This window comes from Streptomyces vilmorinianum, from assembly GCF_005517195.1.
GTDB classification, from domain to species: Bacteria; Actinomycetota; Actinomycetes; order Streptomycetales; family Streptomycetaceae; genus Streptomyces; species Streptomyces vilmorinianum.
Genome location: NZ_CP040244.1, coordinates 292,654 through 305,309, shown reverse-complemented (window position 1 = coordinate 305,309; position 12,656 = coordinate 292,654). Strand labels below are relative to the sequence as shown.

The following is a 12,656-nucleotide window of genomic DNA, read 5'->3' as shown; positions in this document are numbered from 1 at the left end:
GTGGAGGGGTGTACCGGTTCCTGAAAACGCCCCGCTGGTGGGGGATCAACGTCTTCGTCCTGCTGGCGATCCCGTTCTGCCTGTTCATGGGGACGTGGCAGATGGGCAAGTTCGAGGACCGCGTCGACTCCCACCGGGAGGCGGAGCGGGCCCCGGACCCGGGCACGCTGAGGACCGAGCCGCTGGATGAGCTCCTGCCGGTGGACAAGGAGACCTCGGGCCGGCACGCGCAGGCGAGCGGCCGGTACGGAGAGCAGTTCCTGGTGCCGGACCGCGAGCTGGACGGCCGCCGCGGCAGCTACGTCCTGACGATGCTGAAGACGGACGGCGGCAAGTCCCTGCCGGTGGTACGGGGCTGGCTGCCGGCCGGGGCGAAGGCACCGGCCCCGCCGGCCGGCGAGGTCACCGTGGTCGGCGCCCTCCAGGCCTCCGAGAACGCGGGGACCAAGGGCGTCCACGCGGCGGGCGGCCTCCCGGAGGGGCAGCTCGGCATGATCAGCGCGGGGTCCCTGGTGAACGTGGTCCCCGACGAGGTCTACGACGCCTGGGTCACGGTCACGGACTCCCCCGCCGGACTGACCCCGGTCCCGGCGACCGCCGCGGCGGGCACGTCCCTGGATCTGAAGGCGTTCCAGAACCTCGGCTACACGGCGGAGTGGTTCGTCTTCGCGGGCTTCGTGCTCTTCATGTGGTTCCGCCTCCTGCGCCGCGAGGTGGAGGCCCAGCGGGACGAGGCCCTGGGCCTCTGACACGCGGGCCCGCCCTCTCACGGGCGGGCCGTGGTGCCCAGGACGCCGTGGGGACGCCCTGGGACGCCGTGTGACGCCTTGTGACGCCTCAGGACGCGTCCAGGACCCCGGTGCGGTAGATGGTGCCCGCGCAGGCGTTGGGGATCGTGGTGGTCGCCTGGGGGGCGCCCGCCTCGGCCGTGTGGCTGACCGCGACGCTGCCGTCCGCCGGCGTCCCGTCCATCACGAGCTGGGGCACCGTGCCGTCGGTCGTGTCACCGCCGTTGCCGGTCGAACCCGTGGTCCCCGTCGACGTACCCTCGCCGTCCTTCGTCGGACTGGGGCTCGGGTCCGGGTTCGGGCTCGGGGTCGGATCGGGGTTCGGGGTCGGATCGGGGTTCGGCGAGGTGCCCGTGGTGGGACAGGTCGCCGCGGGGACCCAGGCGAACCTCACCTCGTACGCGTTGTCCGGCTGGAGGACCAGCCGGGGCGACTCCTGCGAGGGGTCGGGCAGTCCGCTCGCCGCGTCCCCGGCCGTGTGCGCGACGACCGAGATCCTGGACGGATCCGCCGCCCCGAGCGCCTGGAAGCCGACGCTGCCGTCGCCGCTCACCAGGCACTCCTTGCCGGAGACGTTGGCGATGCGGAAGGTGCCGTAGACCTTCCCCTCGGCGTCGGGCCCGCCCGCCCGCACCGAGCTGACGGCCAGCTGGCCGGCCTCGCAGGCCGGTGAGGAGCCCCCCGCCGGCTTCGAGCCGGTGCCCGCGCCGCCGTTCGCGGATGCGTCGGCGTCGCCCCCGCCCGTGGCCCCCTGGCTCGGAGCGGTGCCGCTCGGCGTGCCGTCGCCCTTCCCGCCGCCCTCGACGCCGGTCTCGGAGCCGGTGCCGCCCTGGGCCTGCTCGCCGTGGCCGGCGTTCACGGCCTGGTCGGCGGTGATACCGCCGGAGGTGGCGACGTGCACGAAGGCGGGCACGGCCGTGCCGATGAGCACGGCTGCCGCGGCGAAACCGACGACGGCCTGGCGCTTGCGGGTGCGCCGCGCGGGCACGGCACGGCGCAGGTGCTCGAGGGTGCCGTCGGCGGGCTGGAGGTCGGCCACGGCGCCGTGGAGCAGCCGCCGCAGTGCCAGTTCGTCACCGCCGAAGAGGTCGTCGTGGCCGTCGGCCCGCTCGTTGTCCGGCCCGTCGTTCACAATCCCGTGTCCCATGTCGTCGCGGTCACCGTCGGGCAGTCCGCTCGTACCGCCGCTGTCCGCCTCGCGGTTCTTCGCCTCGCGGTTCTTCGCCTCGCGGTTCTTCGCCTCGCCGCTGTTCGCCTCGCCGGACCCCATACCGTCGGGGCTCTTGGCCTCAGGGTTCATGCCGTCGGGGTTCATGCCCTCGGGGTTCATGCCGTCGGAGCTCATGCCGTCGCCTCCATCGCGACGCGCAGCGCCGCGATGCCACGCGAGCCGTACGCCTTCACCGACCCCAGGGATATGCCGAGGGTCTCGGCGACCTGTGCCTCCGTCATGTCCGCGAAGTACCGCAGGACCAGCACCTCGCGCTGGCGCCGCTGCAGCCCGCGCATCGCCTTGATGAGCGCGTCCCGCTCCAGCTGGTCGTACGCGCCCTCCTCCGCGCTCGCCATGTCCGGCATCGGCTTCGAGAGCAGCTTGAGCCCGAGGATGCGGCGGCGCAGCGCGGAACGCGACAGGTTGACGACGGTCTGGCGCAGATAGGCCAGCGTCTTCTCCGGGTCCCGGACCCGCTTGCGCGCGGAGTGGACGCGGATGAACGCCTCCTGGACCACGTCCTCGCAGGAGGCCGTGTCGTCGAGGAGCAGCGCGGCGAGACCGAGCAGCGAGCGGTAGTGGGCCCGGTAGGTCTCGGTGAGGTGATCGACGCTCGTGCCCGAGGTCACGACGCCTTCAGTGCTCTCGCGCGGCGAGGGGATGCCGGTCACCCCGACCGCCCGGCTTCTCGTGGGCACGGGAGCGATCACCGGCATGCCGCCGGCCGGACGCGGTCGCCGGAGCGGACGCGCGACCGTGCCGCGCACGGGAACACCGATCGTGCCCCGGACGGGGATGACTGGCGTGCCGCGGAGCGGGACCACCGCTGGGATGTCGAGTACCTCTGCCACGCCTGTTGGACACGCTTCCCCCCGTCAGGGTTGTACGAGTACGCCACCGATTTATTCGGTGCACCAATTGCCCTCATACGCACTCGTTCTCCCCCCATGCCCGTTTCTCAGCACGTTTTGCGACACACCGAAAGAGCGCACGCAGAGACGCCTCCCGCCCAACCACCGGTTGCAGTAAGGAGAGAAAAGCATCGTCGAACAGGAATCACCCCAGTTCAAGGGGCATCTGGCGCCGAATTGCTCACAAGGCGTTCACAGATCCTACAAAGGTGAGCGGTGTTCCGACGTCGATTTCCGGACGCTCCCGGACGGTCAGGTGCGCTCGCGACCGTCCGGATGGTCGGCCCCCATAGGACGCTCCGGGCGAATGACCGACTCGGCGATCTGTACGGCGTTCAGCGCCGCGCCCTTGCGCAGGTTGTCGCCGCAGACGAAGAACTCCAGCGCCCGCTCGTCGTCCATGGACCTGCGCACCCGCCCCACCCAGACGGGGTCCGTGCCCACGACGTCGGCGGGCGTGGGGAAGTCGCCCGCGGCCGGGTCGTCGTAGAGGACCACACCCGGCGAGGTCGCCAGGATCTCGTGCGCCCGCGCGACGCTCACGGGCCGCTCGAACCGCGCGTGCACGGAGACGGAGTGCGCGGTCACGACCGGCACCCGTACACAGGTCGCGGCGACCGGCAGCCCGGGAAGGCCGAGGATCTTGCGGGTCTCCTCGCGAAGGCGCAGCTCCTCCGAGGACCAGCCGTCCTCCCGCGGAGCGCCCGACCAGGGCAGGACGTTGAGCGCGACCGGCCCGGGGAAGGGCCCGGTGTCGTCGCCGACGGCCCGCCGTACGTCTCCGGGATGGTTGCCGAGCTCGGTCCCGGCCACCAGCGACAGCTGCTCGCGCAGGGCGGCGACACCCGCCTGCCCGCCCCCGCTCGCGGCCTGCTGCGCGGTCACCACCAGCTCGGCGACCCCGAACTCGGCGTGCAGGGCGCCCACGGCGACGATCAGCGCCAGCGTGGAGCAGCCGGGGCTCGCGACGATGCCCCGGGGCCGTACCCGTACGGCGTGGGGATTGATCTCCGGGACCACCAGCGGCACGTCCGGATCCATCCGGAACGCCACCGAGGTGTCCACGACGACCGCGCCCTTGGCGGCGGCGATCGGCGCCCACTGCGCCGCCACCTCCTCGGGCGCGAGGAAGACGGCGAGGTCGACGCCCTCCAGTGCGTCCTCGCTCAGCGCGAGGACCTCGCTCTCCACCCCGCGCACGGCCAGCTTGCGGCCGGCCGAACGCGGGGAGGCGACGAGCCGGATCTCGCCCCAGACGTCGGCGTGCTGCGACAGAAGCTGGAGCATCACCGCACCGACGGCTCCGGTCGCTCCCACGACCGCGAGCGTCGGCTTGCAACTCATCGGTGACTCGTCGGGCGACTCATCGGGACGTCACCGGCCGGTGCCGCCGTAGACGACGGCCTCGTCCGAGTCGCTGTCGAGTCCGAAGGCGGTGTGGACGGCGCGCACGGCCTCGTTCACATCGTCCTCGCGGGTGACGACCGAGATCCGGATCTCGGAGGTCGAGATCAGCTCGATGTTCACGCCCGCGTCCGACAGCGCCCGGAAGAAGTCGGCGGTGACGCCCGGGTTCGTCTTCATACCGGCGCCGACCAGGGAGATCTTGCCGATCTGGTCGTCGTAGCGCAGCGAGTCGAAGCCGATCGCGGCCTTCGCCTTGTCCAGGGCGTCCATGGCCTTGCGGCCCTCGGCCTTGGGAAGGGTGAAGGAGATGTCCGTCAGGCCGGTGGAGGCCGCGGACACGTTCTGCACGATCATGTCGATGTTGATCTCGGCGTCCGCGACGGCACGGAAGATGGCCGCGGCCTCGCCCGGCTTGTCCGGCACGCCGACGACGGTGATCTTCGCCTCGGAGGTGTCGTGGGCGACGCCCGAGATGATGGCCTGCTCCACCTTGCGGTCCCCTTGCGGCTCGTTGCTGACCCACGTGCCCCGCAGCCCCGAGAAGGACGAGCGGACGTGGATCGGGATGTTGTAACGGCGTGCGTACTCGACGCACCGGTGCAGCAGCACCTTGGAGCCGGAGGCGGCGAGCTCCAGCATGTCCTCGAAGGAGATCCAGTCGATCTTCTTCGCCTTCTTCACCACGCGCGGGTCGGCCGTGAACACACCGTCGACGTCGGTGTAGATCTCGCAGACCTCGGCGTCCAGTGCGGCGGCCAGCGCCACGGCCGTGGTGTCGGACCCGCCACGCCCCAGCGTGGTGATGTCCTTCTTGTCCTGGGACACGCCCTGGAAGCCGGCGACGATGGCGATGTTGCCCTCGTCGAGGGCGGTACGGATCCGGCCCGGCGTGACATCGATGATGCGCGCTTTGTTGTGGACCGAGTCGGTGATGACGCCTGCCTGACTGCCCGTGAACGACTGGGCCTCGTGGCCCAGGTTTTTGATCGCCATGGCCAGCAGGGCCATGGAGATCCGCTCTCCGGCGGTCAGCAGCATGTCGAACTCACGCCCGGCAGGGATCGGGGATACCTGCTCGGCGAGATCGATCAACTCGTCCGTCGTGTCGCCCATCGCGGAAACCACGACGACCACCTGGTGGCCGTTCTTCTTGGCGTCCACGATCCGCTTGGCGACGCGCTTGATGCCCTCGGCATCGGCAACGGAGGAGCCTCCGTACTTCTGCACGACAAGGCCCACGTGCGCTCCTCGCTCGGTCTCTGCCGCAGTCATCACTGCGGTCGGCTCAGTCTAACGAGCGGCCCGGAATCGCCGACCGTATATCACATCCTGAGATGTCCCGCTCAGGGTGCGATCACGTCCGGCGGGCCGGGCCGCCCGGGACGGGGTCCCTGCCCGGGACCGGCCGAGGTACGCGGAGGTGTGGGCGGGCTCACATGCCCCAGGTGCGTGGTGAAGGGGTGGTCCTCCCCCAGGAACCGGACGCTGTCGTCCACCACCGCGTCGAACTCCGCCACCGCCCGCTCCGCCTCCCCCACGGCCTCGTACAGCCGCGCCAGGTTGAGCCGGGAGGTGAGCGTCTCGGGATGGGCGGCGCCGAGCAGCTCCCGGCGTTCGGCCAGCGTCCGCTCGTGCAGGGCGATGGCGTCGGCGAACCGCCGCGCGTCCTGGTAGGCGACGCCCAGGTTGTTCCGCACCCGCAGGGTGTCGCGGTGGGCGGGCCCGAGCAGCCGCTCCAGCCCGGCGAGCGCGCCCTCCAGGAGGGCGACCGCGCCGTCCATGTCCCCCATGTGGCGCAGCGTGATCGCGAGGCGTCCCCGTGCCAGGTGGGTCTCGGCCCTGTCCTCGCCCAGGACGCGTTCCAGATCGGCCACGATCCACTCCTGGAGGCGGTACGACTCCCCCAGGTGCCCCTCACGGGCCCAGCACTCGGCGATGCCCTCACGGCTGCCGAGGGTCCGTACGTCGTCCGCTCCGAGGACCTGCTCCCGGCAGGCCACGACCCGCTCGAACCAGTCCGCCGCCCGCAGCGTGTCACCGGCGCCCAGCATGCACCGGGCCGCCCGGTCCATCAGCGCCGCCGTGCGCGCGGTGTCCGCCGCCGCGTCGGTGTGCTGGACGTACGCCTCGATGTGCGGGAACAGGATCCGCCAGGCGGCCCATTCCCCCGCCTCCGCGCTGTCCGCCGGCGCGGCCAGGCCCAGCGCCTCCTCGGCGAGGAGCCGCGCCGCGTCGATGTCCTCCGCCCGCCGGTGCGGATCGCTCGCGTCCGGCGTACGCGCCACGGCCTGGACCAGCCGGTGCACGGAGACGGCCCCGTCCTCGTGCAGCGTCACCATGCTGTGCGCCGCCAGCCGCCCGACCGCGCGCCGCACGGACAGCGGCGGGGCGAGCCGCTCCAGCAGCGCGCGCGGAATCCGTTCCGGCCCCCACCAGGCGAGGACCCGCAGGATCGTCCCGGTCAGCGGGTCGGCCACCGCGAGCCTGTCCAGGGTCAGCCGCCAGGTCCAGGCGACGGCCTGCCCGCCGTCGACGCCGCCCTCGACGGGGATCTCGTACAACTCCCCGGGATACTGAGCGAGTTGCTCCAGGTACTCGGCAGGCGACGTCCGGGTCTCGGCGCAGTACGCGGCCGCCTGCGCCACCGCGAGCGGCAGCTGACCCAGCGTCGCGCACAGGGCGTACGTCCCGGAGGTGTCGCGCGGACCGGTGTGGGTGAGGATCCGGGTGAACATCTCGACGGACTCGCTCCGGTCCGGCACGTCCAGCGTGAGAACCCTCGCGATCCCGTACCAGCCGCCGGCCTGCCGGGTGGTGATCAGGATCTTCCCGTGGCCGACACGGCCGACGTGGCCGGCGCGGGGGACGTGGCCGGCGCGGGGGACGTGGCCGACATGGCCGGCGCGGGCGACGCGGGCGAGCAGCGCCCCGACGTCGGCGGGTTCGGAGACGTCGTCGAGGACGAGCAGCCATCTGTCGTTGCCGGACAGCCACTGCAACGCCCGCTCGCGCAGCGCCTCTTGGGGCAGTACGTCGATGAGGGCGGGCTGCATGGCGGCGGCGAGGCCGGCGAGGCCGGCGTCGAGTTCGGACCGGTTCTCGGCGTTGATCCACCAGACGAGGTCGTGGTCCTCGATCTCTCCCGACACCCAGCGCGCGGCGAGCGTGGACTTGCCGACACCGCCGAGCCCGCAGACGACCAGGACGTCGAACTCCTCGTCGAGGAGCGCGATTTCGCGCCGCCTGCCGACGAAGTGCGCGTGGCGCCGGGGCACGTTCACCAGTCTGCCCGGGTACGCGGCCGAGGCCAGGGCCTCCGGCGGCAGCAGGGTCGCCCGCTCGACCCGGGTGACGTGGTCCCCGGTGCTGACCCACCCGATGTTCCCGCCGGCCGCGACGGACCGGTCCCCGGAGGCTTCGACGCCGCCGCTCACGCGTCGCCCGTCGACACGCTCCCGATGTCCCCACCGGCGGCGACGGACCGGTCCCCGGACGCGGTGACGGGCCCGGCGGCCAGTGTCCCGGCGGCCGGTGTCCCACCGGCGGGCATCGTGGGCGCGGGACCGGCCTGGGCGCCGTTCCCCGTGGCCACGGACCCGATGTTCCCGCCGGCGGCCACGGACCGCTCCCCGGAGGCACTCACACCACCCCCGCCTCGCGACCAGAGCGAGAGCCCCAGGCCCGCGGCGGCCAGTACCGCCCCGACCACGCTCGCGATCTGATCGGCCTTCCCGAGGTCGGCGACGGCCACGACGACGAGCGCCACGACTCCGACCGCCCCGACGCCGACGCCGGTCCACAGCAACGCCTTCGCACGTCCTTGCCCCGTCATGACCACATCATGGCAGGGCGGCCGTCACCCCCGCGGGGAGCCGGGAAGGACGCGCTACTTCTTCAGCGTGCGCAGACCCAGCGGGCCCGCGATCTCCTCCGCCATGACCTTGCCCGCCTCCTCCGCGAGGTCGTCCTCCGCCAGGTCCTCGTCCGTGTCGAGGCCGTCCAGGGCCGCCAGCGGCTGGTCGAGACGGACGTGGGCGACGAGGGACTGCAGCGCCCGCAGGGTCGCCGAGGCCGTCGGACCCCAGTTGGAGAAGTACGAGAACTGCCACCACCACAGCGCCTCGCTCGTCCGGCCCGCCCGGTAGTGGGCCAGACCGTGGCGCAGGTCGGTGACGATGTCGGCGAGGTTGTCGGAGATCCGGGCCGGGACGGGCGCCTTGCGGGGCTCGTACGGGTCGAAGACCTCCGAGAAGACGTCCACCGGGTCCAGCATCACCGCGAACCGCTCGCGCAGGTCGTCGACGTCCGGCTCCGGGCCCGTGTCGGGCTCGTAGCGCTCGTCCGGGACGATGTCCTCGTGCGCGCCCAGCCGGCCGCCGGCCAGCAGCAGCTGGGAGATCTCCAGGAGCAGGAAGGGCACCGCGCTGTCGGGCTCGTCGCCCTTGGCCACTTCCGTGGTGGCCACGATGAAGGACTCGATCGAGTCGGCGATCTGGACCGCGAAGTCGTCCGGATCCTGCGTGATCGCGTGCAGTGTGGCGTCAGACATCGCGGGTGCCTCCTTCGGGCGCGGCCGGCGCGCAGACCCTGTCGTCATACATCTAGCAGTCGCCGCCCCTCGAAGGCACGCCCCAGGGTGACCTCGTCGGCGTACTCCAGATCGCCGCCGACCGGGAGCCCGCTCGCCAGACGCGTGACCTTGAGTCCCATGGGCTTGATCATCCGCGCCAGGTACGTCGCGGTGGCCTCGCCCTCCAGGTTCGGGTCGGTCGCCAGGATCAGCTCCGTGACCGTCCCGTCCGCGAGCCGCGTGAGCAGCTCACGGATGCGCAGGTCGTCCGGGCCGACGCCCTCGATCGGGCTGATCGCGCCGCCGAGCACGTGGTAGCGCCCGCGGAACTCACGCGTCCGCTCGATCGCCACGACGTCCTTGGGCTCCTCGACCACACAGATGACCGACTGGTCCCGGCGCGGGTCGCGGCAGATGTTGCACTGCTCCTGCTGTGCCACGTTGCCGCAGACCGCGCAGAACCTGACCTTCTCCTTGACCTCCAGGAGCGCGTGCGCGAGCCGGCGTACGTCGGTCGGTTCCGCCTGGAGGATGTGGAAGGCGATCCGCTGCGCGCTCTTGGGACCGACGCCGGGCAGCCTGCCCAGTTCGTCGATGAGGTCCTGAACCACGCCTTCGTACAACGGAACGCCCTTCTCAGAAGTGCTTGTTTCTTACGGTAGTGGCTGCCGGGGCGCCTTAGAAGCCCAGGAGCCGCCGGGGGCTCAGAAGCCGAGGCCCGGCATGCCGCCCAGGCCCTGCGCCAGCGGGCCCAGCTTGGCCTGCTGCAGCTGCTGCGCGTTGTCGTTGGCGGCCTGGACCGCGGCCACGACCAGGTCGGCCAGCGTCTCCGTGTCCTCCGGGTCGACGGCCTTGGGGTCGATCACCAGGCCGCGCAGCTCGCCGGAGCCGGTGACCGTCGCCCGCACGAGGCCGCCGCCCGCCTGGCCCTCGACCTCGGTCGCGGCGAGTTCCTCCTGGGCGCGCGCGAGGTCCTGCTGCATCTTCTGGGCCTGCTGGAGGAGCTGCTGCATGTTGGGCTGGCCACCACCGGGAATCACGGTCACTCCTGGCATTTCGACGACAGATGTTCGGTACGCCGAGCCTACGTGGTCCATGCCCGGCCTGCCGCCACAACTCTTTCGAGTGAGAAACTGCGGGCTCCTCTACCTGATCAAGACCCCCTTGCGGGCGGAAATCCCGGGATTCCGGGCCCACAGACCACCATTCGGCGGTAGGAAGGGCAGGCACCACGTGCACCGCACGTCACAGAAGGCCACGAGCGCTGAGCTGAACAGAGGAGTGCCCCGGTGAGCCAGCAGCCGGAGATGCAGCCGCCGCAGCCGCCACCCGGGCAGCCGGAACAGCCGGGGCGGCCCGGGCGGCCCGCCGCGAGCCGCGATCTGACCGGGACGCCGTTCCCGCTCGGCGACTGGGGTGAGCCTGCGGAGCGGCTGGACGAGCTGTACCGCTGGGTCGAGTCCAACGCGCTGCGCACGGCGGAGTGGTACCTGTCCGACCGTGTCTGGAAACGCCGCTGCGCGCGGGCGCTGCGGGTCGGTACGGCGCTGGGCGTCATCGCCGGCGCGGCGCTGCCGCTGCTCGACCTCACGGGCGTCGCGGCCGACGGGGCGGCGGGCTGGGGGTATCTGTCCCTGCTGCTCGGCGCGGCGTGCATGGCGTGCGACCGGTACTTCGGGCTGACGTCCGGCTGGATAAGGGACGTGGCGACGGCGCAGGCGGTGCAGCGGCGACTTCAGGCGCTGCAGTTCGACTGGGCGTCGGAGAGCGTACGGGAGGTCCTCGGGCCGACGGAGGGGACCGCGAGCGAGGCGGCGGAGCGGTGCCTGGGGGTGCTGCGGCGGTTCTCGGAGGACGTGACCGAGCTCGTACGGGCGGAGACGGCGGACTGGATGGTCGAGTTCCGCTCCGGTCCGGCGCCGCTGGCCCTGCAGTCGGTGGGCGTGGTCGCTGCCCGCCCCGAGGGGGCGCACCCCTCGTCCCGCTTCCCGCTGCCTCCGGGCACCCGCCCCAACATGCCGAGGCAGCGGCCGCCCGAGCCCCGCTGACACCGAAGAGGGCGCCCCCGGCAGGAGGCGCCCTTCTTTCGGTCGGTACCGGCTCTTCGGTCGGTACCGGCTCCTTCGGTCGGTACCGGCTCCTTCGGTCGGTACCGGCTCCTTCGGTCGGTACCGGCTCCTTCGGTCGGTACCGGCTCCTTCGGTCGGTATCAGCTCAGGATGATCATCGAGCCCTGTCCGAGGCTCCGGGTCGCCGCCGCGTGCAGCCCGAGCCACACATGGCGCTCCCGCGCGAAGGGGCTGTCGTCGTACGCGATCGGCTGCGCCGGTTCCTCCAGCGAGGTCGGCCGCTCCGGCGGCAGCGGCGCGGCCGGCGGGTTGGCCGGGTCGATCCCGATCGCGGGCGCGACGAACTCCAGTTCCCGCAGCAGCCCGTGCGAGGACCCCAGCGGCCCGCCGCCCTCCAGGAGCTCGTCGTTGGAGAGGGGGGCCGGGAAGTCCACGGGCACGTAGGCGCCGGCGTGGTCGTAGTGCCAGACGAGGTGCGACTGCTGCGCGGTCGACTCGAACATTTCCAGGAGCTGCTCGTAGTCCCCGCCGAGCTCGTCGACCGGTTCGACCGGGAGGCCGCACAGGTGCAGCAGGTAGGCGCGGCGCAGGAAGTGCAGGGCGTCGTAGTCGAACCCGGCGACGGGCGCGACGTCACCGGAGAGCCCCGGCATGTACGCGAAGACGGGGACGGTGGGCAGACCGGACGCGGTCAGCACCGTGTCGTAGGCGGCGATCTCTTCGGCGAAGGGATTGTCGGGGCTGTGGCACAGCACGTCGACAAGGGGGACCAGCCACAGGTCACAGGCCAAGGGAGGCTCGCTCTCCGTCAGTTGCAGGGACGGCCAGGGTAGTCGGCGCGGTCCGCGCCGCACACCCGGTGGTGACCTGCCCTTCGACACGCCCGGTCAACCCGGTGGACCCTCAACGGGAGAGCCGCTCCAGTCGGTCCGCCCACTCCAGCGACTGCGTGTTGTACGCCCGTACGACCGCGATCGCCGCCTCCGCGTCGCCGAGCGTGAGCGCGTCCACGAGGTCGACGTGCCCGCTCCACAGCCAGCCCAGCACATCACGGTCGGAGCGCAGATACGGCACGGAGAACACCCACGCCTGGACCCGCAGCCGGTGCAGGAAGTCGGCGATGTAGTCGTTGGCGGACACCAGGTGGGCCAGCTCGCGCCAGTAGCGGATGTCGTACCCGATGAGGACGTCCAGGTCCCCGGCACGGGCCGCCCGAGCCGCGGACTCGCCCCGGCGCCGTACGGAGACGAGCGCGAGCCCTCGGGAGACGTCGGGACCCAGTGGATGGGCGACGGGATCGTGGCGGCGGAAGATCCCGTCCACGACGAGCATGCGGGCCTCGACCATCCCGCGGTAGTCGTCGATCGTGAACTCGTGCACCCGGAAACCGCGGTGCTGGTCGGAGTCGAGGAGGCCTTGCGCGGAGAGGTCGACGAGGGCTTCGCGTACCGGCGTCGCGGAGACTCCGTACTGCTCCGCGATCTGTTTGACGGTGAATTCCTGCCCGGGCTGCAAACGCCCAGCGAGCACCTCGTCACGCAGCGCGTCCGCGATCTGCCGCCGCAAGGTGTTGCGGGTGACAGCTCCGCTCGCGGGCATGATGGTCGGCCCCCTCCGTCCGGTTTCGGGACACCCTAGACCAGACGGAGGGAACCGCCCCGCTTCCGCCCTGCGCGTTCCACTGCGCGGTGTTGTTCG

Annotated in this window: 13 protein-coding genes; 2 read left to right on the top strand and 11 right to left on the bottom strand. The window is 72.0% G+C overall.

Annotated elements, in window-relative coordinates; all coding sequences use genetic code 11:
* Positions 1 to 8 precede the first annotated feature (8 nt).
* Positions 9 to 749 carry an SURF1 family protein gene (locus FDM97_RS01555; RefSeq protein WP_137988474.1) on the top strand — a complete coding sequence of 247 codons (741 nt, stop codon included), beginning with the start codon at positions 9 to 11 and terminating at the stop codon, positions 747 to 749.
* A gap of 88 nt (positions 750 to 837) precedes the next feature.
* On the opposite strand, the gene FDM97_RS01550 is transcribed toward FDM97_RS01555, so the two are convergent.
* The 9 genes from FDM97_RS01550 to FDM97_RS01510 form a co-directional block, all read right to left on the bottom strand.
* A complete protein-coding gene (locus FDM97_RS01550) occupies positions 838 to 2,133 on the bottom strand; it encodes a hypothetical protein (protein ID WP_254705456.1) in 1,296 nt (431 codons plus the stop codon).
* Entirely contained in the window at positions 2,130 to 2,852 is a 723-nt protein-coding gene (locus FDM97_RS01545; protein ID WP_137988473.1) for a SigE family RNA polymerase sigma factor, read from the bottom strand. The genes FDM97_RS01550 and FDM97_RS01545 overlap by 4 nt, the downstream gene beginning before the upstream one ends.
* 312 nt (positions 2,853 to 3,164) lie before the next feature.
* On the bottom strand, positions 3,165 to 4,256 hold the full coding sequence (locus FDM97_RS01540) for an aspartate-semialdehyde dehydrogenase (protein WP_137988472.1): 1,092 nt from the start codon (positions 4,254 to 4,256) through the stop codon (positions 3,165 to 3,167).
* A gap of 30 nt (positions 4,257 to 4,286) precedes the next feature.
* Positions 4,287 to 5,558: an aspartate kinase gene (locus FDM97_RS01535; RefSeq protein WP_137988471.1), complete on the bottom strand. Its 1,272-nt coding sequence runs from the start codon at positions 5,556 to 5,558 to the stop codon at positions 4,287 to 4,289.
* A 104-nt stretch (positions 5,559 to 5,662) separates the two neighbouring features.
* Complete coding sequence (locus FDM97_RS01530) at positions 5,663 to 7,753, bottom strand: tetratricopeptide repeat protein (protein ID WP_137988470.1); 2,091 nt, start codon at positions 7,751 to 7,753, stop codon at positions 5,663 to 5,665.
* Entirely contained in the window at positions 7,750 to 8,151 is a 402-nt protein-coding gene (locus FDM97_RS01525; protein ID WP_254705455.1) for a hypothetical protein, read from the bottom strand. The genes FDM97_RS01530 and FDM97_RS01525 overlap by 4 nt, the downstream gene beginning before the upstream one ends.
* A gap of 54 nt (positions 8,152 to 8,205) precedes the next feature.
* A complete protein-coding gene (locus tag FDM97_RS01520) occupies positions 8,206 to 8,868 on the bottom strand; it encodes a DUF5063 domain-containing protein (RefSeq protein WP_137988469.1) in 663 nt (220 codons plus the stop codon).
* A 44-nt stretch (positions 8,869 to 8,912) separates the two neighbouring features.
* Positions 8,913 to 9,512, bottom strand: a complete 600-nt coding sequence (recR, locus tag FDM97_RS01515; RefSeq protein ID WP_137988468.1) for a recombination mediator RecR — start codon at positions 9,510 to 9,512, stop codon at positions 8,913 to 8,915.
* Positions 9,513 to 9,593: 81 nt separating this feature from the next.
* Complete coding sequence (locus FDM97_RS01510; RefSeq protein WP_137994591.1) at positions 9,594 to 9,929, bottom strand: YbaB/EbfC family nucleoid-associated protein; 336 nt, start codon at positions 9,927 to 9,929, stop codon at positions 9,594 to 9,596.
* A gap of 267 nt (positions 9,930 to 10,196) precedes the next feature.
* On the opposite strand from FDM97_RS01510, the gene FDM97_RS01505 reads away from it, so the two are divergent.
* A complete protein-coding gene (locus FDM97_RS01505; RefSeq protein ID WP_432816274.1) occupies positions 10,197 to 10,937 on the top strand; it encodes an SLATT domain-containing protein in 741 nt (246 codons plus the stop codon).
* A gap of 161 nt (positions 10,938 to 11,098) precedes the next feature.
* Here the strand turns inward: FDM97_RS01505 and FDM97_RS01500 are convergent, their stop codons facing one another.
* Positions 11,099 to 11,749 (bottom strand): hypothetical protein, encoded by a 651-nt coding sequence (locus FDM97_RS01500; RefSeq protein WP_137988466.1) that lies wholly within the window; start codon positions 11,747 to 11,749, stop codon positions 11,099 to 11,101.
* Between the two features lie 112 nt (positions 11,750 to 11,861).
* Positions 11,862 to 12,557 (bottom strand): GntR family transcriptional regulator, encoded by a 696-nt coding sequence (locus FDM97_RS01495; RefSeq protein WP_137988465.1) that lies wholly within the window; start codon positions 12,555 to 12,557, stop codon positions 11,862 to 11,864.
* Positions 12,558 to 12,656 lie beyond the last annotated feature (99 nt).

Coding starts and splice junctions, on each gene's coding strand:
- FDM97_RS01550 (WP_254705456.1), bottom strand. CDS start 2,133: ATGAGCTCCGACGGCATGAACCCCGAGGGCATGAACCCCGACGGCATG.
- FDM97_RS01540 (WP_137988472.1), bottom strand. CDS start 4,256: ATGAGTTGCAAGCCGACGCTCGCGGTCGTGGGAGCGACCGGAGCCGTC.
- FDM97_RS01525 (WP_254705455.1), bottom strand. CDS start 8,151: ATGACGGGGCAAGGACGTGCGAAGGCGTTGCTGTGGACCGGCGTCGGC.
- FDM97_RS01520 (WP_137988469.1), bottom strand. CDS start 8,868: ATGTCTGACGCCACACTGCACGCGATCACGCAGGATCCGGACGACTTC.
- FDM97_RS01505 (WP_432816274.1), top strand. CDS start 10,197: ATGCAGCCGCCGCAGCCGCCACCCGGGCAGCCGGAACAGCCGGGGCGG.
- FDM97_RS01495 (WP_137988465.1), bottom strand. CDS start 12,557: ATGCCCGCGAGCGGAGCTGTCACCCGCAACACCTTGCGGCGGCAGATC.